The 21,985-nt window shown below is 41.3% G+C and carries 24 protein-coding genes; 12 read left to right on the top strand and 12 right to left on the bottom strand.

Annotation, left to right across the window (positions count from 1 at the left end; translation table 11 throughout):
* The first annotated feature begins 431 nt into the window (after nt 1–431).
* From VB693_RS12375 to VB693_RS12405, 7 genes are all read left to right on the top strand, one after another.
* Nucleotides 432–926 (top strand): DUF2231 domain-containing protein, encoded by a 495-nt coding sequence (locus tag VB693_RS12375; RefSeq protein ID WP_323266534.1) that lies wholly within the window; start codon nt 432–434, stop codon nt 924–926.
* Nucleotides 923–1,528, top strand: coding sequence for a DUF2231 domain-containing protein (locus VB693_RS12380; RefSeq protein WP_323266535.1), 606 nt, complete (start codon nt 923–925; stop codon nt 1,526–1,528). The genes VB693_RS12375 and VB693_RS12380 overlap by 4 nt, the downstream gene beginning before the upstream one ends.
* Before the next feature lie 25 nt (nt 1,529–1,553).
* Nucleotides 1,554–2,378: a cytochrome c oxidase subunit II gene (locus tag VB693_RS12385; RefSeq protein ID WP_323266536.1), complete on the top strand. Its 825-nt coding sequence runs from the start codon at nt 1,554–1,556 to the stop codon at nt 2,376–2,378.
* Complete coding sequence (locus VB693_RS12390) at nt 2,368–4,005, top strand: cytochrome c oxidase subunit I (RefSeq protein ID WP_323266537.1); 1,638 nt, start codon at nt 2,368–2,370, stop codon at nt 4,003–4,005. The genes VB693_RS12385 and VB693_RS12390 overlap by 11 nt, the downstream gene beginning before the upstream one ends.
* 64 nt (nt 4,006–4,069) lie before the next feature.
* The gene (locus VB693_RS12395) at nt 4,070–4,729 is read left to right on the top strand and encodes a heme-copper oxidase subunit III (protein WP_323266538.1); all 660 of its coding nucleotides are present in this window, start codon (nt 4,070–4,072) and stop codon (nt 4,727–4,729) included.
* Between the two features lie 80 nt (nt 4,730–4,809).
* Nucleotides 4,810–5,064, top strand: a complete 255-nt coding sequence (locus VB693_RS12400) for a hypothetical protein (protein WP_323266539.1) — start codon at nt 4,810–4,812, stop codon at nt 5,062–5,064.
* 13 nt (nt 5,065–5,077) lie between these two features.
* A complete protein-coding gene (locus tag VB693_RS12405; protein WP_323266540.1) occupies nt 5,078–6,457 on the top strand; it encodes an NAD(P)/FAD-dependent oxidoreductase in 1,380 nt (459 codons plus the stop codon).
* Nucleotides 6,458–6,514: 57 nt separating this feature from the next.
* Here the strand turns inward: VB693_RS12405 and VB693_RS12410 are convergent, their stop codons facing one another.
* The 8 genes from VB693_RS12410 to mfd form a co-directional block, all read right to left on the bottom strand.
* Nucleotides 6,515–6,997 carry a hypothetical protein gene (locus tag VB693_RS12410; protein WP_323266541.1) on the bottom strand — a complete coding sequence of 161 codons (483 nt, stop codon included), beginning with the start codon at nt 6,995–6,997 and terminating at the stop codon, nt 6,515–6,517.
* 166 nt (nt 6,998–7,163) lie between these two features.
* The gene (locus tag VB693_RS12415) at nt 7,164–7,367 is read right to left on the bottom strand and encodes a type II toxin-antitoxin system HicB family antitoxin (protein ID WP_323266542.1); all 204 of its coding nucleotides are present in this window, start codon (nt 7,365–7,367) and stop codon (nt 7,164–7,166) included.
* Between the two features lie 37 nt (nt 7,368–7,404).
* The gene (locus VB693_RS12420) at nt 7,405–8,346 is read right to left on the bottom strand and encodes a hypothetical protein (RefSeq protein ID WP_323266543.1); all 942 of its coding nucleotides are present in this window, start codon (nt 8,344–8,346) and stop codon (nt 7,405–7,407) included.
* A gap of 30 nt (nt 8,347–8,376) precedes the next feature.
* Nucleotides 8,377–8,940 (bottom strand): Uma2 family endonuclease, encoded by a 564-nt coding sequence (locus VB693_RS12425; protein WP_323266544.1) that lies wholly within the window; start codon nt 8,938–8,940, stop codon nt 8,377–8,379.
* A gap of 117 nt (nt 8,941–9,057) precedes the next feature.
* Entirely contained in the window at nt 9,058–9,282 is a 225-nt protein-coding gene (locus VB693_RS12430; protein WP_323266545.1) for a DUF433 domain-containing protein, read from the bottom strand.
* A gap of 67 nt (nt 9,283–9,349) precedes the next feature.
* Nucleotides 9,350–9,733, bottom strand: coding sequence for a type II toxin-antitoxin system death-on-curing family toxin (locus tag VB693_RS12435; protein WP_323266546.1), 384 nt, complete (start codon nt 9,731–9,733; stop codon nt 9,350–9,352).
* The gene (locus VB693_RS12440; protein WP_190699084.1) at nt 9,730–9,927 is read right to left on the bottom strand and encodes a DNA-binding protein; all 198 of its coding nucleotides are present in this window, start codon (nt 9,925–9,927) and stop codon (nt 9,730–9,732) included. Before VB693_RS12440 ends, VB693_RS12435 begins: the two co-directional genes overlap by 4 nt.
* A gap of 97 nt (nt 9,928–10,024) precedes the next feature.
* Nucleotides 10,025–13,726, bottom strand: a complete 3,702-nt coding sequence (gene mfd / locus VB693_RS12445; RefSeq protein WP_323266547.1) for a transcription-repair coupling factor — start codon at nt 13,724–13,726, stop codon at nt 10,025–10,027.
* Nucleotides 13,727–13,980: 254 nt separating this feature from the next.
* Between mfd and VB693_RS12450 the strand changes: the two genes are divergently transcribed.
* The 3 genes from VB693_RS12450 to VB693_RS12460 are packed head-to-tail and all read left to right on the top strand — an operon-like array spanning nt 13,981 to nt 16,097.
* Nucleotides 13,981–15,288, top strand: a complete 1,308-nt coding sequence (locus VB693_RS12450; RefSeq protein WP_416233389.1) for a hemolysin family protein — start codon at nt 13,981–13,983, stop codon at nt 15,286–15,288.
* Between the two features lie 9 nt (nt 15,289–15,297).
* On the top strand, nt 15,298–15,774 hold the full coding sequence (locus tag VB693_RS12455; RefSeq protein ID WP_323266548.1) for a XisH family protein: 477 nt from the start codon (nt 15,298–15,300) through the stop codon (nt 15,772–15,774).
* Nucleotides 15,756–16,097: a XisI protein gene (locus tag VB693_RS12460; protein WP_323266549.1), complete on the top strand. Its 342-nt coding sequence runs from the start codon at nt 15,756–15,758 to the stop codon at nt 16,095–16,097. The genes VB693_RS12455 and VB693_RS12460 overlap by 19 nt, the downstream gene beginning before the upstream one ends.
* Before the next feature lie 132 nt (nt 16,098–16,229).
* Here the strand turns inward: VB693_RS12460 and VB693_RS12465 are convergent, their stop codons facing one another.
* Nucleotides 16,230–17,411 carry an aldo/keto reductase gene (locus tag VB693_RS12465; protein ID WP_323266550.1) on the bottom strand — a complete coding sequence of 394 codons (1,182 nt, stop codon included), beginning with the start codon at nt 17,409–17,411 and terminating at the stop codon, nt 16,230–16,232.
* Between the two features lie 322 nt (nt 17,412–17,733).
* A complete protein-coding gene (locus tag VB693_RS12470; protein WP_323266551.1) occupies nt 17,734–18,951 on the bottom strand; it encodes an HhoA/HhoB/HtrA family serine endopeptidase in 1,218 nt (405 codons plus the stop codon).
* A 333-nt stretch (nt 18,952–19,284) separates the two neighbouring features.
* On the opposite strand from VB693_RS12470, the gene VB693_RS12475 reads away from it, so the two are divergent.
* Nucleotides 19,285–19,686, top strand: coding sequence for a metal-sensitive transcriptional regulator (locus tag VB693_RS12475; protein WP_323266587.1), 402 nt, complete (start codon nt 19,285–19,287; stop codon nt 19,684–19,686).
* Nucleotides 19,687–19,700: 14 nt separating this feature from the next.
* Here VB693_RS12475 and VB693_RS12480 read toward each other — a convergent pair whose 3' ends face one another.
* Nucleotides 19,701–20,249, bottom strand: coding sequence for a dihydrofolate reductase family protein (locus VB693_RS12480; RefSeq protein ID WP_323266552.1), 549 nt, complete (start codon nt 20,247–20,249; stop codon nt 19,701–19,703).
* Between the two features lie 62 nt (nt 20,250–20,311).
* Between VB693_RS12480 and menH the strand changes: the two genes are divergently transcribed.
* Complete coding sequence (gene menH, locus VB693_RS12485) at nt 20,312–21,130, top strand: 2-succinyl-6-hydroxy-2,4-cyclohexadiene-1-carboxylate synthase (RefSeq protein ID WP_323266553.1); 819 nt, start codon at nt 20,312–20,314, stop codon at nt 21,128–21,130.
* A gap of 138 nt (nt 21,131–21,268) precedes the next feature.
* On the opposite strand, the gene VB693_RS12490 is transcribed toward menH, so the two are convergent.
* Complete coding sequence (locus tag VB693_RS12490) at nt 21,269–21,958, bottom strand: phosphate ABC transporter permease (RefSeq protein WP_323266554.1); 690 nt, start codon at nt 21,956–21,958, stop codon at nt 21,269–21,271.
* Between the last annotated feature and the right edge of the window lie 27 nt (nt 21,959–21,985).

The raw sequence follows: 21,985 nt of genomic DNA on the forward strand, positions 1-21,985 counted from the left end.
GAGAAATAATTATTTCATCATAATTTTTCGCCGTGGGGTTGAAATTTATTCACCCTCAGACTAAAGCCACTAGTACCGCCATGAACTCAAAAGTCAAAAAGCTCATAGAATAGGCTTTCAAATTATTTTGTGTATAAAGATTGTTTTTAAATGTCAAATTAGATTTCCGTACAACTTTTAAAATGGCATAAAAAAATGTACTTAAAGTAGATTAAGATTAAATATTTTTCTATTTAATCTCAATCTTTGGGAAGATTTTTTTGGAAAAAATTTATCATAGTTTCTTAATAGATAATTGCTGCAAAAGAATTGCTGAAAAAGTATGTCCGCCTAATTATTGATTAAAAATCAGTATGCGAGATAGTGGGCAGCCGTAAACACTGTTAGGTATTGCTGGTGGTATGAGTGTGAGCAGCAACAAGGAGAAAGCGATGCCTATTTTGTCTCTGAATGAGCAGAATTTACCATACCCCGATCCCATCCATCCGATCATTATTCATTTTGTGATTGCGATGGTGTTCTTTTCCTTTACTTGTGATTTGATTGGCTATCTTACCCACAAACACCATTTATTTGAGGTGAGTTGGTGGAATATGTTTGTGGCTGCTGTCGCTATTTTTCTCGCCGTAATTTTTGGACAGTTAGAAGCTGGGCTAGCACAACCATACGCAGCGGCACAACCGACATTAGATTTACACACAATTACTGGTTGGTCGTTATCGGCGTTAGTGGTGGGAATTGCCGCCTGGCGTTTTGTGATTCGCGCCCGTGACCCCCTGCGTATCCCACCAGCATATTTAGGTGTAGCTACATTTTTATTAATCTTGGTATCTTTTCAGGTATACCTTGGAACTCGGCTAGTTTGGGTATATGGGTTGCACGTCGAGCCAGTTGTCGAGGCGACTAAGAGGGGGATACTGCAATGAACTCACAACTAATTGAGCAGTTGGGGTTCAAGCTGGGAGCGAATGGACTACCCTATGATGTACCAATTCATCCTAATTTGGTGCATTTCACCTTGGGCTTGTTCATTATGGCGATCGCCTTTGATTTAGCAGGGATGCTTTTCCCTCTAGAACAGCCCATACTAAAATTTTTCGCTTTGACAGCAATGCGTTCTGGCTTCTTTGATGTGGGTTGGTATAACATCCTAGCTGCGGCAATTGTCACATTTTTTACGGTATTAGCGGGTTTTTTTGAACTGATGTTAGCCAACCCGCCCATTGACATGAAAAGTGGTTGGGGTTTGGGTGCAGCCCCAACTATGCTTTTACATGGAGTGGGGGGAATTTTATTGTTAACTGCGATCGTTGCCATGACTGTTTGGAGAGGCTTGCAACGATACCGTTGGCACAGAGATTCAGCTAGACAGGTGCAATGGAGCTACTTAGTGGTAGGTATTGTCCTTCTAGGTATCCTTTACCTCCACGGCACATTAGGGGCGCAAATGGGAGACGAGTTTGGCATTCACAATACAGCTGTCAATTTGCTGCGAGAGGGCGCAAACCCTAACTTACGGCTCAAATAACCCAACCAGAAACAATTATGTTGTTATGAAAAAAATCGTCAACACTCTGCTATTAGCTGTTGTTGTGGCAGTAATGATCGTTGTTAGTTATTGGGTAGGAAAGCAAGCTTACTCTTGGATGCCACCTGAAGCAACAGCAGAAGCACAAAGGGTTGATGAGCTATTTAGCTTTTTAGTCTCAGTCGCTGCATTTATCTTCCTAGGGGTAGTTGGCACGATTATATATTCGATAATTTTTTATCGATCGCCAAGAGGGGACTATAGCGAAGGTCATCCAGCTAGGAGTGATTGGAAGATTGAAACCTTGTGGATAGTAGTACCAACAATACTAGTTTTGTGGATTGCTTTCCAAAGCTACAACATTTATGAGCAATTAAATATCCAAGGTTTAACACCGATAGTTTTGCATATCCCAGCAGTTGCACCCGCCTCCGCCACAACCAAACCCAGCGTCAGCAACGATAATATGCAACCCGTGGTGGCTGAGATTGGGGTGCTAGCTAGACAATGGGCTTGGTCTTTCCGCTATCCCAACAATCTCACTAGTACAGAACTGCATCTGCCAGTGAACCAGAGAGTGCGCCTAGTCTTGAACTCAAAAGACGTTCTTCATGGTTTCTATGTCCCTGAGTTTCGTATTAAACAAGATATTATTCCTAACCGCGCCATTACCTTTATCTTTACACCGCTGCGCACAGGCAAATATCAACTGCGGGATTCTCAATTTAGTGGTAGAGACTTCGCCTTGATGACAGCAGATGTCTACGTTGAATCTCTCGAAGCTTACAACCAATGGTTAACCCTGCGGGGAATTCAAAATTCAACATTCAAAATGGATTATGACAAATAACCCGATCGCTAACGCATCTGACACACAAACAAGATGGCAGAGTTACTTCAGTTTCAACACCAACCATAAAGTCATCGGCATCCAATACATTGTCACTTCCTTTTTCTTCTTCTTAATTGCTGGCTTATTGGCCATGCTCATCCGTGCTGAACTGCTCACCCCAGAATTAAATCTATTGGGTCGCAACCTGTATAACAGCCTGTTCACCATGCACGGCACAATGATGATTTTTCTGTGGATTATTCCCTGTCTAGTGGGACTTTCTAACTACTTAATCCCGTTGATGATTGGGGCAAGGGATATGGCTTTTCCCCTGCTGAATGCCATCTCTTTTTGGATTTTCCCCCCCGCAGGTATGCTGTTGTTGTCCAGCTTCTTACTACCTAGTGGCGCGGCTCAGTCTGGTTGGTGGTCTTACCCACCTCTGAGTGTGCAGAATCCTTCCGGGCAACTAATCAACGGACAATTTATTTGGATTATCAGTGTGGTGTTGCTGGGTATCTCATCAATTATGGGGGCGGTAAACTTTGTGACCACCATTGTCTGGATGCGATCGCCTGGAATGACTTTCTTCCGTATGCCTCTGTTTGTCTGGACTGTACTCAGCGCCCAATTGCTGCAACTATTGTTCCTCCCCGCCTTGACTGGCGGCTTGATCCTGCTATGTTTAGACCTCACACTAGGTACTAATTTCTTCAATCCCTTTAAACAAGGCAGCCCTATTCTTTATCAACATATGTTCTGGTTCTACTCCCATCCCACTGTGTATGTCTGGGCTTTGCCTGCCTTCGGTATTTTTTCGGAAATCATCCCCGCCTTTTCCCGAAACCCCCTGTTTGGCTATCGTACCGTAGCCCTCGCTTCCTTTGGCATCGCTATAGTTAGTTCCTTAGTTTGGGCACACCATATGTTTGCCAGTGGTACACCCGCCTGGATGCGGATATTTTTTATGATGACTTCTATGTTAGTTGCTGTTCCTACTGGTATCAAAGTTCTCGCCTGGACAGCCACCGTTTGGAAAGGCAAACTCCATCTAGAGACACCAATGTTATTTGCCTTGGGCGGTGTGGTGATGTTTCTGTTTGGAGGGATAACTGGTGTCATGCTTGGTGCAGTGCCTTTTGACCTGCACGTCAATAACACTTACTTTATTGTGGGTCACTTCCACTATCTTGTATTCAACACCATCACGATCGCAATTTATGGTGCGATTTACTTTTGGTTTCCTAAAATTACTGGCAAAATGTACGCCGAAGGTTGGGGTAAAGTCCATTTCTGGCTGACATTTATCGGTGCTAATCTCACCTTCTTTCCCATGCACCCATTAGGTTTACAAGGCATGGTGCGCCGAGTTGCCTCCTACAACTCCCAGTATGTCGGCTGGAATATTGTCTCTAGCCTCGGTGCTTTTTTACTAGGCGTGTCAACATTACCATTCATCGTCAACGTTGTGGCTTCCTGGTTACAGGGTAGAAATGCACCTGCTAATCCCTGGTATGCCACGGGTCTAGAGTGGACAGTCCCCTCACCACCACCATCAGACAACTTTGAAGAAATTCCAGTTGTGACTAGACCACCCTATGACTACGGCAATTCCAGCATCTCCGCCAATACTGTTCAAGAATAACTGCCATTTCGTCGTTATTTGAAACTCCCACTAAATCTAACTTTCTTAATTTTGAATTGTGATTATGTCTAGTCCTGTCCATATAGATGAAAGTCCTATTCGTTTTGAACGCTGGCGACAAGGACTACCGCATTGGTTACAACGCTTTTTGCCCATTGGTGGCGGACTAGCTCATGACGAACATGGCAAGGCCATATTTGGCTTTGTTGTGTTCTTACTATCAGAAAGCATGATCTTCGCCAGTTTTTTTGTTGCATATCTGGCTTTACGGTTATCAACTCCCAACTGGCTACCTCCTGGAGTTTCTAGCTTGGAATTAACTAAACCGGTAATTAATACAGTAGTTTTAGTTACTAGTAGCTTTGTTATTTACTTTGCAGACCAAGCCATAGAACGGCACAAAATGAATAAATTTCGTTTGTTATGGTTGACTACATCTGCAATGGGAATTTTTTTCTTGGTAGGTCAAATTAGGGAGTGGAATAGTTTATCTTTTGGACTGAAAACAGGGCTGTTTGGAACGACTTTCTACTTGTTAACAGGCTTCCACGGGTTGCACGTTTTGGCAGGTATTATTTTACAAATGCTGATGCTTGCCCGTTCTTTTATTCCGGGTAACTACAATCATGGTTACTTTGGTGTGAGAGCAACTTCCCTTTTTTGGCACTTCGTTGACATTATCTGGATTATGCTGTTTTCCCTACTTTATCTTTGGCAACCATAAGCAGTATATAAAATGGTTTCCCGTGATTATCTGACTGATAAAAATTATCTTTTCATCTATAAAATCAATTATTGAATAATATGGAATTACAAATACAACAATTACCAGACTCAAAGCGATCGCCTGAGACTATTCAAGAAAATCCCTTACCGGGAAACCAACCCCAAGATCCGTTAATTTCTAAAGGTTGGCAGCGTGAACAGTATGTTGGTATTACTATTTTATTTATCGCTGTGATTACTGCTATCGGCTTTTTTAGTCGTCGATTTGAATATGCACTTTTGTTTGCTTTAGCATTGAGTATTGTTTTAATTGTTTTCTTTCTTACTGTTTAAATGGTGAGAATTTATGAGCAGCCCAGTTTATCAAACTGTAATAGTGGGTGGCGGCTTTACCGGATTATTTACGGCTCTGCACCTTAGCCATCAACACTATCCCCGTTCTGTTATCTTGATTGACGCAAGCGATCGCTTTTGTTTTAAGCCTCTACTCTATGAGTATTTCAGTAGCGAAATGGATGCCATGCAGGTATTACCACGTTTTCAGGAATTACTCCAAGGTAGTGGTGTGATTTTTGTGCAAGATACTGTGCAATCCATTGACTTACAAAATAAACAAGTCAAATTAAGTTCTGGAGATTGCTATAACTACAGCAATTTAGTTTTAGCTGTGGGGAGTGTCACAGGCTATTTTGGTGTGAAAGGTGCGAAGGAATATGCTCTACCTTTTGTCAGCCAAAAAGATGCTATTGGCATTGACCGCCATTTACATTATTGTTTACGTCAAGCCATCCAAACAGAAGACGAAAAAATACGTCGCCAATGGCTGACAATCGCAGTAGTAGGTGGCGGACCTGCTGGTGTGGAAATGGCTGCGACGTTAGCAGATTTGCTACCCAATTGGTATGCAGCGATGAACGGCCATTCTGAGGAAGTGCGGGTAGTGCTAATCAATCACGGTAACGAAATCCTCAAGGGTGATATTAACAGCCATTTGCGAGCAACTGCCCAACAGGAATTACAAAAAAGAGCCGTACCTGTGGAGATGTGTCTAGGCGCAGAAGTGACGACTGTTTCACCCAATGCAGTTGAGTATAAACGCGATGGTAAAGTTGAAACTTTGCCAGCCTATACCACCATTTGGACGGCTGGTAATGCTACCCATCCCCTACTTCAAAATTTAGCCATACCAGACACACACAAAGACAAAGGGGGAAGATTACAAGTTAAGTCCACCTTACAATTACTCGATTATCCCGAAGTGTTTGCTGGTGGTGACTGTACAGTCCTGGAAGATGCACCCCTACCGCCAACTGCTCAGGTAGCTTATCAACAAGGGGCCGCGATCGCTCATAATTTAAAAGCGATCGCATTCGGTCATGAACTCCAACCGGCACAAGTTAACATCCGGGGAACACTTCTCAAACTCGGCTTAACTGATGCAGCCGCTAACATTTACAACTTGTTTGAGGTCAACGGTAATGTTGGACATTTAATTCGGCAAGGCACTTATTTAGAACTCTTGCCCACTCCAGTACATAACTTTAAAGCCACTGCTGAATGGCTGAATGAAGAAATTTTTCACCACTACCTTAATCCTACTGATAGTAGTAAAACAGCCGTCCGAGCCGTGGAATTAGCGGGTGGTGCTATTGTCGGTGTTCTCGTAGCCAGAAAATTACTACATATTTTGGGTGATCATGAGCAAAAGAATAAGGCAGGGGTATAGGGGTGTAAGAATGGGGTAGGGGAAAAGAACTAACTACTACCTATTTTAACTCAGCACTCAATTCACCGTTGGTTTAGCACGCTGCTGCTGGTAAAATCCGACAACTTTCTGCACATAGGTAGCAGTAAAGCCACTATTACAACCTGTGTAGTTACCAGTCATCCACCAGCAAGAAGTGCTACGCACAGCAGCAATTTCATTATTGTTGGTAGCGCGAAACTGCTGATTTAACTCGCGGCGGACAATGCAAGAAATAACTTCGCGTGCGATCGCCTGGTTATTTTCAAACTCTGTCGGTGTAACCTCTTTTTTGAGACAATTCCTTGACCAGCCTTTAAGGGTTTCTGGTTTTACTTGCCAATTACTGTACAGTCCATCATTTACTTTGCCTGTTTGCGGTGCAGCTAGGCGCAATGCTTCTACCATCGCTGCAACTTGAGCATTAGATACCCGTTGTTGTGCTTGAGCTAACAATGGCAACAGTGTAAAGCTAAAAACCAATCCAGAAATGAGTAGTAGTTGCCTGGTGTTTTTTCTCATGGGTGGATTAATTTTTAATACAGATAAACATCAAAAATTAGCATACTATTTTTTGCATCCCCACAAAATCCCATACTGGGATGAGGATAGTTGAAATTCAAAATTTCAAAGTAGCGATCGCTCTAGTGGTGATCAAAGCTGCTTGCTAGAAAGCCAGAAATAGATTTCATACAGCAATTTCGACAACTTTATCTGTTGATTCAATTACATTACAACTGTTGGCAACATCTAGCCAACCTTCAATCGCATCTTTTAAATTAGCCATCACCTCTTTCATCGTGTCGCCTTCAGTAATACAACCGGGAAGCGCGGGAACTTCTGCCCAATAGCCACCTTCTTCTGCTGGATGAATAATTGCTCTGATTTTCATACACCTGTGAAACATCTTTCACTTGATTACTTTGTACTTACTCTGCGATATTTTTATCTTGTTTTGCAAGCTGAAGTATCAGACGTATAAAGTTGCCAGTCAGATAAATCATAAACTCTATTTCATCTACTGAAAACGCTTCATTGTGCTTAACAGCTTCATTCTGGTAACGTGAGTATTGATTAAATAAAAGCTCCTTATACAAGTTCAACACTTGAGGATGTAAGCCCTTCTCTCTAAACATATTTTCAAGCGTATTTTTCTGCTTTTCTAATGGGGCATTGTTATTCAAAATCTTCTTCAGAAGTTGCTCAAGAGCAAAGCGTAGATTATCAAGCAAGTTCCTGTATTGACTTGTTTCACCACTTTGGTAAATTGTAAGTGCTATTTCAAAATATTCAGCGACTTTGGGATAATCTTCCAGTCCAGAAATAACACAATCGATAATACCCTTATCCAAAAAAGGCTCACCGTAGGGATAAACAATTACTTGCTTACGTTTTTTGTAAATTTGAAAACTAACACTGGGTGTTAATATAGACAATCTCTTAATTTCTCCTACTATCTTTGAAACCATATCTCGCGTTTCCTCATATTTATTTTCTAGAACCCAGAAAATAAATTGTATAACTGTAGCTAGTTCTTTTGGAGTATTGCAATCATTAACGCACTTATATACATTGGTATCGCCAAACCCTTTTTCTGTATACTCAAAGTTAGATTGTAAAGCCTTAATTGTATCTGGTACAAGTGCTTGGTAAACTGCCTGCGATTTTTTTATGATAGGTTTATCGGCTTTATGAATGTTAAATATTTCAGTAAAATACTTATCAATATCTGGATTTAAAACTATATAATTCCCTATTAATTCATTGAGTAATTTAATTAATCTATTCTTGTATTTTAAGAAATCTTCTTCCTGAGATAATTCAATGTTCCAGCGTTTGTAATGATTTTTTAAACGTTTTTCAATTTGCATATTGAGAACCTATATTTTCTTTTTGACTTTCTACTCTAATAACCAACCAAATAAATTTCCTACCGTAAGCTGTAAATCAATGGCAAAAGATGGCACAGGAATTAACTGCTCTGCCTGATCAAATAATTCTGGTGGCTGGTTGGAAAAATATACAAATACTACTCTTTCCGTGGGGTCAATTAGCCAACCCATTTGAGTTCCATTTTTCAAGGAATGCAATATTTTAGCAATGACTTTCGTTTGGCTTTGTCCAGGTGAGAGGATTTCAATTATCCAATCGGGTGCTAGTGCAAAAATATTGGCGATACCCCCATTTTCATTGCGAGGAATTCTATCCCACAGAAACACGGCTACATCTGGAACGATCGCACGTCCTGCAAAAATGCAGCGTAACTCTGGAAATGCCCGCGCAATTTTCTGCGGCTTAGTGACTCCATTGATGGTAATAATTAATTCACCTTGAATTGTACTGTGTTCACCCTGTGGCATAGATTTCTGAATAATCTGACCATTAATGTACTCACTTGCAGGTTTAGTTTCTGGTAGCTTCAGAAACTCCTCTAATGTCAAAGTTTTGGTTGGTGTCTGTACCATTGGCGACTACCTTTCCTATTCTTCACTGATTTAAACTAACTTTTCACCTGTTCGCAAAAGCTTTAATGCTTTTGGCAAAGTAGCAATTAAAATCTCTTGTAACCTATATCCAGATTGTCATGCTACTAACACTGGATGATTGAGTTTCCGCGAAGCATATAGTAGTGCTGCTTTGAGATCATCTGCTTCTAGAACAGGCATTTCTTCTAATATTTGTTCTGCATTAAGTCCAGCAACAAATAAGTCTAATACATCTGACACCCTAATTCTCATCCCTCGAATACATGGGCGACAGCCGCATTGTTTGGGATTAATTGTAATTCTGCTCAGTAAGTTTGACATATAGTTTTACTTGAAGATTAATCCTAATCTACTACTTAAACAACATCTGCCTCTGCGATTTGCCAGATTAATCTATAGTATGCAGCCGTAACCATTCGACGAGTGCATCTCGACCTAAATTACCTGATGCTACTGCTAAGATAATTTGCTCTTGTTCATCAACAGCAGCACTAATTTCAATTCCATTTAGTATCATAAAAGTTTCCATTGCAGCTTGACCAGTGCGCTTATTGCCATCAACAAATGGATGATTCATGATAATTGAAAAGCCTAAAGCAACAGCTTTATCAATTACGCTGGGATACAAATCTTCACCGCCAAATGTCATGCGAGGTTGAGCTATGGCAGATTCTAAACCACCTAAATCACGAACTCCTAATTTTCCTCCTGATTGCTCAACAATTTGACGATGTAGATGCAATACTTCCAATAATGATAAATAACGCATCATGCCAAACGTCGGTAGAGTTCAGCATTTTTTTTCAGCACATAATTTGCTGCGATAGTAAAATCGCTTTTTTCCTCACTTAACCATTCTTCTATACTGGCACTTAACAAAGCCTCAAGAGAAATACCGTGGAAACTGGCTATTTCTTGTAACTTTTGTAATTGACTATCGGGAATATCAATTGTAATAGAAGCCATAATTATTTATCTCCTGCATATGCAAGTAAAGTTTAAGATTCATAGAAAAACTCCTCAGTAACTGACTGTTTAAACAACAGCAGTTTCTGCGTAGACGCTAGCTGCTTGCTGTAAGCATCGCTCCCTGCATTCTCCCTAAAGCATCGATTAAACTTTGCAATTGTTGGTCTGCTTTCAACACGGCTAAACCGCGTACAGTTACCTTACCAGGAGAATAAACAAAGCGGGTTTTCAGATGTTCTGGTAAGTTTGCTGCAAGTAAATTCCAAGCTGGTTCTTCCATTGGGGTTTCTAAAACAATGTGCTGCTTGTTCTCTGGTTTAATGCGGCTAAATCCTAATTTTTTCGCTATTTGTTTGAGTTCCATTACCCGTAATAGTTGATTGGCGGGGACTGGTAAACTACCATAGCGATCGCTCCACTCAGCTGCAATCAGCGTTAATTCTTCTTTGGATTTCACAGCCGCTACCGCACGATATGCACTCATCTTTTGATCAATATCAGGAATATAATCAGCAGGGATAAAGGCGGTGAGGTTGAGGTCAATTTGGGTATCGTCAACTTTGGGTATTTCTTGACCGCGAATCTCTCGAATCGATTCTTCCAACATTTCCATATACAAATCAAAGCCGATCGCTTCCATTTGACCGGATTGTTCTGCACCTAGCAAGTTACCCACACCCCTGATTTCCATGTCGCGCATTGCTAGCTGATAGCCAGAACCGAGTTGTGTAAATTCCTGAATCGCCCTTAAACGTTGCCGTGCGGCATCAGATAACTCTCGCTGTTTGGGATAAAATAACCAAGCGTGGGCTTGAATCCCTGCACGTCCTACCCGTCCACGTAATTGGTATAGTTGCGATAAACCAAACCTGTGAGCGTCTTCAATTAAGATGGTGTTGACGCGGGGGATATCTAAACCTGATTCAATAATTGTCGTACAAACTAGGATATCTGCGTCACCATTGCTGAAGGTGAGCATGGTTGATTCTAATTCGCTTTCGTCCATTTGACCGTGAGCGATCGCAAATCTTCCCCCTGGGATCATCTCCCGTAGATTTGCCGTTGTCTCTTCAATTCCTTCAACTCTTGGGACTACATAGAATACCTGTCCGCCTCTATCTAGTTCTTGACGAATTGCACTACGTATGCTGTCTGGATTTCTGGGGGAGAGGTGAGTTTGAATTGGTCGTCTGGTGGGGGGTGGGGTGGTAATTAAACTCATTTCCCGAATCCCCGATAAGGACATATACAAGGTGCGAGGAATTGGGGTGGCGGAGAGAGTCAGGACATCAATTTGGGTTTTCAGGCTTTTAATTTTCTCTTTCTGGTTTACCCCAAATCTTTGTTCTTCGTCTATTACCAACAGTCCTAAGTCTTGGAAACTCACACCTTTGCCTAAAAGTTGGTGTGTCCCGACGACTATATCTAATTCACCTGTGGCTAGACGCTTTTGAATATCCCGCCGTTCTTCTGCGCTGCGGAAGCGGTTGAGTAAGCCGACATTCACGGGGTAAGGGGCGAAGCGTTCTTTGAGGGTGTGGTAGTGTTGCTGGGTGAGGATGGTAGTTGGTGCGAGTAAGGCGACTTGTTTACCGGAGGTGACGGCTTTGAAAATGGCGCGAATGGCGACTTCTGTTTTCCCGAAACCGACATCACCACAAACTAAACGATCCATTGGGCGATCGCTTTCCATATCTCTTTTGACATCCTGCACCGCTTTTAGCTGGTCGGTTGTAGGTTGGTAGGGGAAGGAATCTTCCATTTCCTCTTGCCAAGGCATATCTTGGGGATAAGAAAAACCCTGTTGTTGCGATCGCGCGGCGTACAATTTCAGTAAGTCTACCGCTAATTTCTTGATGGCTTTGCGGACACGGTTCTTGGTATTTTCCCAAGCTTTACCCGTCATCTTATGCAGTTCTGGGGCTTTATCTCCGGTGCTGCGGAATCTGGATAATGAGCCTACTTGGTCAGCTGAAACTCTCAAAGTACCGTCAGCATACTGTACCACTATATAATCACGGGTTTCGTCGTTAATTGTCAGGCTTTCTAACTTAACAAATTTGCCAATCCCATGACTTCTGTGAACGACATAATCCCCAGGACGCAGTTTATTAGGGTCAACTTGTTTAGATGCAGCTTTGCGCCGTTTGCGGATGTAGCTAGGTGTGGCTAAGGAATGCTGTCCAAAAAATTCCCGGTCAGTGATGACTACTAAGCGGTAAGTCGGTAAAATAAAACCTTCCAGTTCCGCCAGTCCCGAATATTTCAAAGCTATGGGGATATGGTTGATTTGCAGCTTGTCAATGGCTTGGTAGTCGCGGGGGTTGGGAATAAACTGCGCTGGACAATCGTGTTCTTGTAAGAGGGAGACAGAACGGGAAGGTTGAGCAGAAATTAACCAAATCGAGAAATTGCGATCGCGTTCTTGGCGTAGCGTGTCCGCCAGTTTTGCAAATTGGTGCGGCGTAACTGGTACAGCCCGACTAGCTAAATTCATCCCGCTATTTTCTTCTGCTAGTTCTGATAAATATAAAGTTTTAAATCTCGTGACATCAGCTAGACAGTCATCAAAAGACCGATGAATCTTGGGTAATTGTAGTTTTCCTAGTTCATATTCTCCCGTTCCCAGTGACCATTGTTCCTCAGCATTTTCCACCCAGCGATCGCTATGAGCATGACATTGTTCTGGCTCATCAATGGCAATTAGGGTATCCTCTGGTAAGTAATCCAGTATTGAAGCGGGTCTTTCAAAAGCTAAACCCAAAAAACGACGGCTACCTTCTATGAGTAGTGAGTGTTGAGTCACCGAAGTTTGCCCGGAGGGAGACCCTCCTTGCAACTTCTCGCTGTTAGCGGTAGCGATGCGTTCAGCCGATGCTGAGTCAGAATTCAACTCAGCACTCAGCACTCGGAACTCAGCACTATCTTTAAGTGCTTCTAAGATGATGGGAGTAAAGCTAGTAGGGGTGAGAGTAATCTGTGCAATTTTGTCAAGGGCAGAACGTTGAGTTGTGGTGTCAAATTCCCGGATTTGCTCAATTTCATCACCAAACCATTCCAACCGGACTGGCAATTCCGAAGATACTGGAAAGACATCCACAATATCACCGCGCCGACTCCACTGTCCTTCTGTTTCTACTAGCGGTACGCGTTCATACCCCAAACGAGTAATTTTTTCACTGAAAATATCCAGGTCAAATTCCATCCCCCGCTTCAGGGTGAGACATAAGGGAGTAAAAGCTGCTGGTGGCGGTAAATGTGGTTGCAACGCCCCAACAGTAGCTACTACTGCGATTTTATTTAATTGTTGAGAGTTGCTTGTTGATTGTTGAGAGTTGACTATTGATTGTTGAGAGTTGACTATTGATTGTTGAGAGTTGACTATTGATTGTTGAGAGTTGACTATTGATTGTTGAGAGTTGCTTGTTGATTGTTGACCGTTGACTGTTGATTGTTGACTCTTAACCAAATCCGCCAAAACCTGCATCTGTCCCCAGGTCATTTCCGTTTCAGGATCAAAGGGTTCGTAGGGAGAAGCTTCAGATGTGGGGTAAAAATGTACAGTCTGCCATCCCATTGCTTCTAACTGTGCGTAAGCGCGTCCGGCTTCTTCCAAGGTGGCACAAACTACCAATAAATTCCTGTGAGAATTTTGTGCTAATGCCGAAGCGACTAAGCCTTTAGGTAGACGAGAGATGCCATTTAAGCGCAAATCTTGTTGACGATTTAACTTAGAAAGTAACTCAGTGCTGAGTGGCGATCGCGCCAAGGCACGCACAATAGAAGAAAATGCCATAAGTTCAACTAACGGAGGAAGTCTTTGTAGATTGAGAAGGTATAGTGACGGCTATGTCCACCATTTTAAGTGGTGTTAGTCGTCGAGGGGGTGGGGAATCGCAAGGTAAAAGTAAAAAATGGATGTTTTGATTTTTTGTCTGTTCTGACAAAAACTACTATTTTTATGTATAGCTAAACATTTATCAGAGAAACTTTAATACTACATACTAATGATGAAGCTAGTTTCGCTTTTGAATAGCGGCAATTTATAATATGTCCTTTGAAATTTTAATCATTCTCGTACTAATTATTGCGAATGGTGTGTTTTCGATGTCTGAGATGGCGATCGTCTCAGCGAGGAAGGTTAGGCTACAACAGCTTGCTAATCAAGGCGATACTAAGGCAAGGGTCGCACTGAAGTTAGCAGAATCTCCGAATAATTTTCTGTCTACTGTTCAAGTCGGTATTACCCTCATTGGTATCCTGACTGGTGCTTTTGGGGGAGCGACAATTGCCAACAGCCTAGCCATGTATGTAAAACGCATACCTTTTTTAGCAGCTTATAGTGAACAAATATCCTTTGGGATCGTAGTTTTGATTATTACGTATTTATCTTTGATCATCGGTGAACTAGTGCCGAAACGTTTGGCGTTAAACAACCCAGAACGCATTGCGGCGGTTGTTGCTATTCCCATGCGAGCCTTAGCAGCATTAGCTTCTCCAGTAGTATATTTACTCAGTGCTTCTACAGAGATGGTGTTGCGAGTTTTGGGGATCGCCCCTTCTGTAGAACCGTCAGTTACTGAAGAAGAAATTAAAATCCTCATTGAACAAGGTACAGAGGCGGGAACTTTTGAAGAAGCAGAACAGGATATGGTAGAGCGAGTTTTTCGTCTAGGCGATCGCTCTGTCATATCCTTTATGACACCCCGTCCTGATATTGTCTGGTTAGATTTAGACGGTTCACAAGAAGAGAATCGGCAAAAGTTAAGCGAAAATACTTATTCTCGTTACCCAGTTTGTCAAGGAGGACTGGACAATGTATTGGGTATTATCCCAGTCACCGACTTGCTTTCCAGGAGTTTTCGCGGAGAACACATAGACTTAACGGTAGGATTACGTCAACCTGTATTTGTCCCAGAAAGCACCCGTGGTTTAAAAGTTTTGGAGTTATTCAAGCAAACTGCAACTCACATGGCTTTGATTGTCGATGAATACGGCGTGATTCAAGGGTTATTAACTCTCAATGACATTATGAGCGAAATCGTTGGGGATGTTCCAGCTAGCCCCGGAGAGTATGAACCCCAAGCGGTGCAAAGAGAAGATGGTTCTTGGCTAGTAGACGGGATGATAGCTGTAGAAGAATTCTTTGAACTTTTTGGGATGAAGGAATTAGAATTTGAGGAACGAGGTAGCTACCAAACCCTAGGAGGTTTTGTGATTACCCATTTAGGCCGCATCCCCGCCGCCGCCGATCATTTTGAATGGGAGGGGATGCGAATCGAAGTGATGGATATGGACGGTAATCGCGTGGATAAGGTATTGGTAGTCCCACGAGGAAATTATGGCAATGAACGTTAACTGTTGACGGTGAAAATTACTCTTGTTTTTGCGATCGCTTTCACAAATAAAATCTTTTTTGATATGCCAGCTAAAGACTTTTACCATAACACCGTAAAAAATGCCCTAATTAAAGAAAAATGGAGAATTACTCATGATCCATTGACGCTGAAATTAGGCAAGAAAGATTTTTATATAGATTTAGGTGCAACTCGGTTGTTGGCGGCGCAAAAGCTAGATCACAAAATTGCAGTAGAGATTAAAAGCTTTACAGGTCGCTCAGATATTGATGATCTAGAGAAAGCTTTGGGACAATATGTATTGTATCAAGATGTATTAGCAGAGTTAGAGCCAGAAAGGGAGTTATATTTAGCTGTTGCTACTAGCGTGGTGGAAGATTTGTTTGAAGAACCCATAGGTAAGCTATTACTCAAAAATCGGCGATTAAAATTAATTGCATTTGATCCTAAGCAGGAGGAGATCAAGGAATGGATAGTTCCCAATTAGATTATTATCGTCAAGTGATTGAAAGGGTATTGAGTGAATATGCAGCCCTGCCATATTCCTATGCTCCTATTCAATCTGAAGTTATATTTGATCGTACCCGTGATCGCTATTTATGGATGGATGTAGGTTGGGATGGCGATCGCCGTGTACATGGCTGTTTGGCTCATGTTGACCTAATAGATAGTAAAATTTGGATTCAAAGAGATGGCACAGAAGAGGGGATTGCCGCAGATTTAGAACGGGCTGGAATCCCTAAAGAGCATATTGTACTAGGCTTTCGTCCGCCTGAGTTGCGTCCCTATACAGGTTATGCTGTCGCTTAATTGATTCAGGAATTTCATCTAAGGGATTTCCAGAACATAAATTATCCCACCTACTCATGTGATAATATTTTTCCTCTGCCCCCTACCCCCTTGCTTACCTTAGTGATGGGATATTTTTTTAGTGAGAAATCCCTAACTCTTCGATAGCCGTTTCACTTCTTCACCCGCTAGCATTTGATGGGCTTTCGCCAAAAATTGGGGAATTTTATCCGCATGGGGGCTGTGGATGAGACATGGGTGCAAGTCTAGTTCATCTAATTTATCGGCTTTTTTACCAGGAAACCAGTGACTACCGTTACCCAGCAGGTTGTAACGCATTTTGGCATAGTCTACTAAATCGTAGGCAGTTGCCAGATTCCACAACCATAAAATCACCCGCATATTAACCTCTCCTGGGGTTTCTTGCCATTGTGGTAAGTTAGTTTCCCAAGTTTTTACCCAATCTTCTCCTAAAGTAGCGATCGCTTCCTCTTCCAACCTAGCCAAAATTGGCGGTAAAATCTCTGAGGCTCTGTCTAGTAATTCTAATGTTTTCAAGTGTTCGTCAAAATCTTGGGGTTTAGCTGCACCAATGCTTAATGTATGCACCTGTGGGTGACTCAGACAAAACAAATCATTAAACACCATCGGACTCAAAGGCGCACACAAATCTACTAATTTCTGTGGCGGATTATATAACAATCCTCCTTTATTAGAAGGACTAATAATAAATACACCCATATCATGATCTGTTGCAGCTGCGATCGCCTGCCAATTCCATTGATTAATGTAATACCAATGCAAATTTACATAATCAAATTCATTAGTATTAATTACATCAATAATTGCATCTGTCGCACCATGAGTGGAAAAACCCACAAACCGCACTTTACCCTCTGCTTGTAGCTGTCGCGCCACATCTAAACAGCCACTAGGACGGATACTATAATCCAATGTTTCACTGTTATTTATACCATGTAGTCCCAGCAAATCTACATAATCTAACTGAAGATAGCGCAGTGATTGTTCAAAAGTCTTGCGAAATTGCTTTGCATCTGCCACAGGAGAGACTTTTGTCTGTACAATCAACTGTTCGCGGGGAAACTTAGGCAATACTTTCCCCAATTGCATTTCTGAGCTACCATATCCACGGGCAGTTTCAATATGATTAATTCCCAACTCAACTGCATAACGAATAGTGGCTTCCAAATTAGCCTGATTATCCACAGGAATATCTGATTGGGAAACATCTTGCCATTTATATTGGTATCTCATCCCGCCGCAGGAAAATACCGGCATTTGCAGTTCTGTGCGTCCGAATCGTCTATATAGCATCAGTTGATTTTAGAATTCTTGCCAATCTCAAATCTACGAAAAAAATTAGGGATACGCCAAAACATACCCCCAAACTCAAAACAAATTTCGTTCAAAGATAGTAAATTAGGGGAGCAGAGGAGAAAAACTATTAGCTTTTTAACTCAACACCGGCTCAGGGACTTCCAGATAAAAAAATATCCAAACTGTAGGGTGCGTCAGTATGAATAAATTCTGAGTATAGTTAGGTTCTATAGCACTGACGCACCCTACCCAACCATCAATTGCGGATAATTTATATTTTGGTGTTCCCTAAACGCCGTGCTACCGCTAACAACACTCCCTAAGAAGCATTTTGTAACTCAGCCGTGCGTACAGCTAACTGTTGTACCTGATTACCGCGTTGTACTTTCACCTGTAAAACTTGACCCAGGCGACTATTTTCGACAACATTCTGCAACTGTTCTGCTTTAGTGATAGCTTGTCCATCAACTTGCATAATCACATCACCGCGCCGAATACCAGCTTTAGCAGCCGGGGAATTGGGTATAACTCGCATCACCAAAACACCGTTAACTTCTGGGATAGTAAAAGCAGAGTTAGGATCAGTGTTATTTTGTTTAGCTAATTCGGGTGTTAAAGTTACCATCTGCACACCTAAATAGGGGTGAGCAACTTTACCATCCCGTTGCAGTTGATCTGCGATCGCTTTAGCTTTATCAATAGGAATAGCAAAGCCAATACCCATCGCATCAGCACGAATCGCTGTATTAATCCCAATTACTTCGCCTCTGTCATTTAGCAAGGGGCCGCCAGAGTTACCTGGATTAATAGCCGCGTCAGTTTGGATGAAATCTAACCGCTTGTCAGAAATACCAACTTGTGCGCTAGAACGCTTAAGGGTGCTGACAATACCCAAGGTGACGGTATTATCAAAACCTAAAGGATTCCCAACTGCGATCGCCCAGTCTCCTACCTGTACATTAGTAGAAGAACCCAAAGGCGCAACAGGTAAACTGTTCCCAGCGTTGATTTTCACCACAGCCAAATCTGTGACTTCATCAATACCTTGAACTTTGCCATCAAAGGTGCGACCATCTTTTAGTCTGACAGTCACGCGATCGGCTTTATCCACCACATGGGCATTAGTTAAAATTAAGCCACTCTTATCAATAATGAAACCAGAACCTAGACCCCGCAATTGTTCAGACGGTAATTGTCCTTGAAAACTGTCACCAAAAAATCTGCGGAACACAGGATCATCAAAAAATGGATCGACACGACGGGTGATTGTGCGTTCTGTATCCAGCCTAACCACGGCTGATCCCACACGATTCACTGCTGCTGTCACAAAACTACTGTTACCTACAGTATTTGCAGATGGTGGTTGTCTTTGAGCAATTAATTCTGGCACATCCACAGTTGTACTAGAACTGGGTGCAGGTTCAGCTTGGGAAGGTAAAACACGCAAAGAACTGAATGTTAGCGCAACTCCTAGAATGATGGCTAATACATGAGTACCGAGTTGGCGTATAGACCGGGGTAATTTAGTAAATCGCATATTCACAACCTAATCTAGTAGCCTAATTGTTACTTGATGGTGACAACTCTATCTAAAGTTATTTTGGCAGATAGTGAAGATAATCCTTGAATATTGACGCTGGCTCTCATCTGCAAGTTTCGCTATGTCAGCCTATCGTTTTAAGGAGGCTATGACACGAGCCACCTGTAACTTAAGTTAATAGAATACTTAACCTAATAGCTATTATGGCAATTTCCCCTTAACAGGTTCGGTTTTACCAATTGCTTGAGGATTAGGGACTAGCTTGCTCCCCTGCTCTTTTCTTCCCACTATTAAGCTAGGATCTTAATATCACCAGTGCTTCAACAAACTATGAACGGCTCAAACCGATTAACTAAAGAATCTTTGCCTGTATCCCAGTCTACCGAACACATACACAGTCATGATGTAGAGGATGGACATATAGCTCATACTGATGCACAAGGAGAGTCAGTTCATCCTCACGTCCATAGCGAAGAATCTTTACGGCGAATTGTCAATCGGTTATCTCGGATTGAAGGACATATTCGAGGTATCAAAACAATGGTGCAACAGAATACCCCTTGCCCTGATGTTTTATTACAAATCGCAGCTGTTAGAGGTGCATTAGATAAAGTCGCAAGAATCGTACTAGATGAACATTTAACTGAGTGCATCGCTAGAGCTGCAAAAGAAGGTGACATAGACTTAGAAATCAAACAACTTAAAGCTGCTTTAGATAGATTTTTACCTTAAAATCTCAGACATAGTTAAACAAATATGTCTGTTATCTCTGTATTTTTCCTTTTAAAAGTATAAGTAACTTGCAATAGTCCAGAATCAAAGCTTTTTACATCTTGCAAAATCAGCATAGTTTCGAGACTAGAGTCATTCACAATTAATTGCCTACCGCTTCCCAAAATAATTGGGTGTATTGAAAGAATTAATTCATCAATAAAACCCTTTAGCAAGAAAAAATAGATTATTTGTGTTCCGCCAACTAACCAAATATTCCCACCACTTGATTGACGTAATGTATTAATAAAGCCTTCCCAATCACTACTGACGAATTTTGCCTGATTATCTGTTTCACCTTGTTCTGTTCTAGAAAATATAAAAACTTCCTTCTCTTGATAAGGGTAATCTCCAAAACTTAAAACCTGTTGATATGTCTTGTGACCCATAATTAATGTGTCAACTTGGGTAAAGAACTCTGTGTAACCATAATCTTGATCTGTAAATAGCCAATCTACCTCTCCTGATCCCCTAGCAATGTATCCATCAAGGCTAGAAGCAATGAACAAGCTGATTTTTCTCATAGTTCCCTTAAACTTTGTATGAATAAATTCAGTCCTAATACTTCTTAAGTATTAACTAATTTATGATTTCAGAAAATTATCATTTTAACTATTCTTTAACTACTAACACAGACAAACATTTAATCCTTTTCTTGCATGGATTTATGGGTAATATTCATGAATTTGATGCCACTATAAAACTACTAGCAGATAATTTTTCCTATTTAATACTTGACCTACCCGGACATGGAAATACTCAAGTCTCAGGAGTAGACAACTATTATACAATGCCAAAAACGGCAGAAGCTATTATTAGCTTACTAGATAAATTAAATATTCCTAAATGCTTCTTAGTTGGTTATTCAATGGGTGGTAGATTGGCTTTATATTTAACTCTAAATTTTCCTGAGAGTTTTTATAAAGTTATATTAGAATCAGCTTCCCCAGGATTAGCAACAGAAGCGGAACAAATAGAAAGAATTCAACGTGATGCTCAAATAGCTAGAAAGTTAGCTAGAAGTGCATCTAAAATTGATTTTGCAGCTTTTTTGTTTAATTGGTACAATCAACCAATTTTTGGTTCTATGAAAAATCATCTAGAATTTAATAGAATGTTAGAAAGCCGACTGCAAAATAATCCTAAAGAATTAACTAAATCGTTGCAATTTATGGGAACTGGTAGCCAACCATCATTATGGGATAAGTTGCAAAACAATCAAATTCCTTTACTTTTAATGGTAGGTGAAAATGATGCTAAATTTATAGATATTAATAAAGAAATGGCTCAAATTTGCCGAGCATCCCAACTAAAAATCATCAATAATTCTGCACATAATATTCACTTTGAAAATACTTCAGAGTTTGTATATCATCTCAAAGTTTATTTTCAGTCAACTACGTAGAACGGCGTAAATAATTAAAGGTTTGTAGTAAGAACTTTAGTCCGAAAAGAAGGACTAAAGTCCTTACTACAAACTCGATCGCAATAACTTTACGCAGCACCGACTAAACGCCGCGCTTCCGCTAACAAAACTCATCACTCATTCCATTCTCGGACGAGGACGGCGAGATTTTTGTTTTCTCGGTTGTCGCTTTTCACGTAAGCGATCGCTAACTTCATCAAAAAACTCTCTTCTGATGTAAGGATAATCACCCACCCAGATGTTACGACTGGGAACAAAAACATCACTATAGTCTTCAATGCTGCTCAAATCTGGACGATTTGACATGACAATCATTTCGGCTATCTGTCCACGGGTAATTTCTTTATGAAAAGGACGCAGTGGTGCTTCTAACTCGACGCTAAATCCCGTGTCATCGCCAACTTCGATGTTAATGCGTTTTTCCCGGTTTTCGACAATGACTAATTCGCCTTTGCTGTTAACGGTTTCTTGTTTACCAATGAGTTTTTCTGTAATCCACCAATCAAGAATCCGACCCCGAAAAAAGCCGCTATATTTGTAACGGCGGTATTTTATATTACGGACACTAGCCTGAAATGCTGGATACCACATCCAGAACAGCGCACCCATTACTCCCAGGAAAAATATAAAGAAAAAATCGAGCTTAAACACTCCTCGGACAAGCAATATTACAACTAGAACAACGACAGAAATTAATAGTCGCTGTAAAAAATTGGCAAACTTCCCCCAATAATACTTGTACTGTGGGCCAGTGGCAATTAGGGGGATGAGTTGTTCAAATTTCTGGCGAGTCAGTGGGACAAGCATAATAGTGCTGAGTGCTGAGTGCTGAGT

The organism is Anabaena sp. UHCC 0399, assembly GCF_034931465.1.
Lineage (GTDB): Bacteria > Cyanobacteriota > Cyanobacteriia > Cyanobacteriales > Nostocaceae > Trichormus > Trichormus minutissimus.

Excerpts from the sequence above, each read along its gene's own strand:
- VB693_RS12380 (WP_323266535.1), top strand. The coding sequence starts at position 923 with ATGAACTCACAACTAATTGAGCAGTTGGGGTTCAAGCTGGGAGCGAAT.
- VB693_RS12470 (WP_323266551.1), bottom strand. The coding sequence starts at position 18,951 with ATGCGATTTACTAAATTACCCCGGTCTATACGCCAACTCGGTACTCAT.
- VB693_RS12415 (WP_323266542.1), bottom strand. The coding sequence starts at position 7,367 with ATGAAAATCAGAGCAATTATTCATCCAGCAGAAGAAGGTGGCTATTGG.
- VB693_RS12390 (WP_323266537.1), top strand. The coding sequence starts at position 2,368 with ATGACAAATAACCCGATCGCTAACGCATCTGACACACAAACAAGATGG.
- VB693_RS12440 (WP_190699084.1), bottom strand. The coding sequence starts at position 9,927 with ATGGCTTCTATTACAATTGATATTCCCGATAGTCAATTACAAAAGTTA.
- VB693_RS12430 (WP_323266545.1), bottom strand. The coding sequence starts at position 9,282 with ATGTCAAACTTACTGAGCAGAATTACAATTAATCCCAAACAATGCGGC.
- VB693_RS12405 (WP_323266540.1), top strand. The coding sequence starts at position 5,078 with ATGAGCAGCCCAGTTTATCAAACTGTAATAGTGGGTGGCGGCTTTACC.
- VB693_RS12410 (WP_323266541.1), bottom strand. The coding sequence starts at position 6,997 with ATGAGAAAAAACACCAGGCAACTACTACTCATTTCTGGATTGGTTTTT.
- VB693_RS12450 (WP_416233389.1), top strand. The coding sequence starts at position 13,981 with ATGTCCTTTGAAATTTTAATCATTCTCGTACTAATTATTGCGAATGGT.
- VB693_RS12385 (WP_323266536.1), top strand. The coding sequence starts at position 1,554 with ATGAAAAAAATCGTCAACACTCTGCTATTAGCTGTTGTTGTGGCAGTA.
- VB693_RS12465 (WP_323266550.1), bottom strand. The coding sequence starts at position 17,411 with ATGCTATATAGACGATTCGGACGCACAGAACTGCAAATGCCGGTATTT.
- VB693_RS12400 (WP_323266539.1), top strand. The coding sequence starts at position 4,810 with ATGGAATTACAAATACAACAATTACCAGACTCAAAGCGATCGCCTGAG.
- VB693_RS12375 (WP_323266534.1), top strand. The coding sequence starts at position 432 with ATGCCTATTTTGTCTCTGAATGAGCAGAATTTACCATACCCCGATCCC.
- VB693_RS12460 (WP_323266549.1), top strand. The coding sequence starts at position 15,756 with ATGGATAGTTCCCAATTAGATTATTATCGTCAAGTGATTGAAAGGGTA.
- menH (WP_323266553.1), top strand. The coding sequence starts at position 20,312 with ATGATTTCAGAAAATTATCATTTTAACTATTCTTTAACTACTAACACA.
- VB693_RS12395 (WP_323266538.1), top strand. The coding sequence starts at position 4,070 with ATGTCTAGTCCTGTCCATATAGATGAAAGTCCTATTCGTTTTGAACGC.
- VB693_RS12435 (WP_323266546.1), bottom strand. The coding sequence starts at position 9,733 with ATGATGCGTTATTTATCATTATTGGAAGTATTGCATCTACATCGTCAA.
- VB693_RS12480 (WP_323266552.1), bottom strand. The coding sequence starts at position 20,249 with ATGAGAAAAATCAGCTTGTTCATTGCTTCTAGCCTTGATGGATACATT.
- VB693_RS12490 (WP_323266554.1), bottom strand. The coding sequence starts at position 21,958 with ATGCTTGTCCCACTGACTCGCCAGAAATTTGAACAACTCATCCCCCTA.
- VB693_RS12475 (WP_323266587.1), top strand. The coding sequence starts at position 19,285 with ATGAACGGCTCAAACCGATTAACTAAAGAATCTTTGCCTGTATCCCAG.
- mfd (WP_323266547.1), bottom strand. The coding sequence starts at position 13,726 with ATGGCATTTTCTTCTATTGTGCGTGCCTTGGCGCGATCGCCACTCAGC.
- VB693_RS12420 (WP_323266543.1), bottom strand. The coding sequence starts at position 8,346 with ATGCAAATTGAAAAACGTTTAAAAAATCATTACAAACGCTGGAACATT.
- VB693_RS12425 (WP_323266544.1), bottom strand. The coding sequence starts at position 8,940 with ATGGTACAGACACCAACCAAAACTTTGACATTAGAGGAGTTTCTGAAG.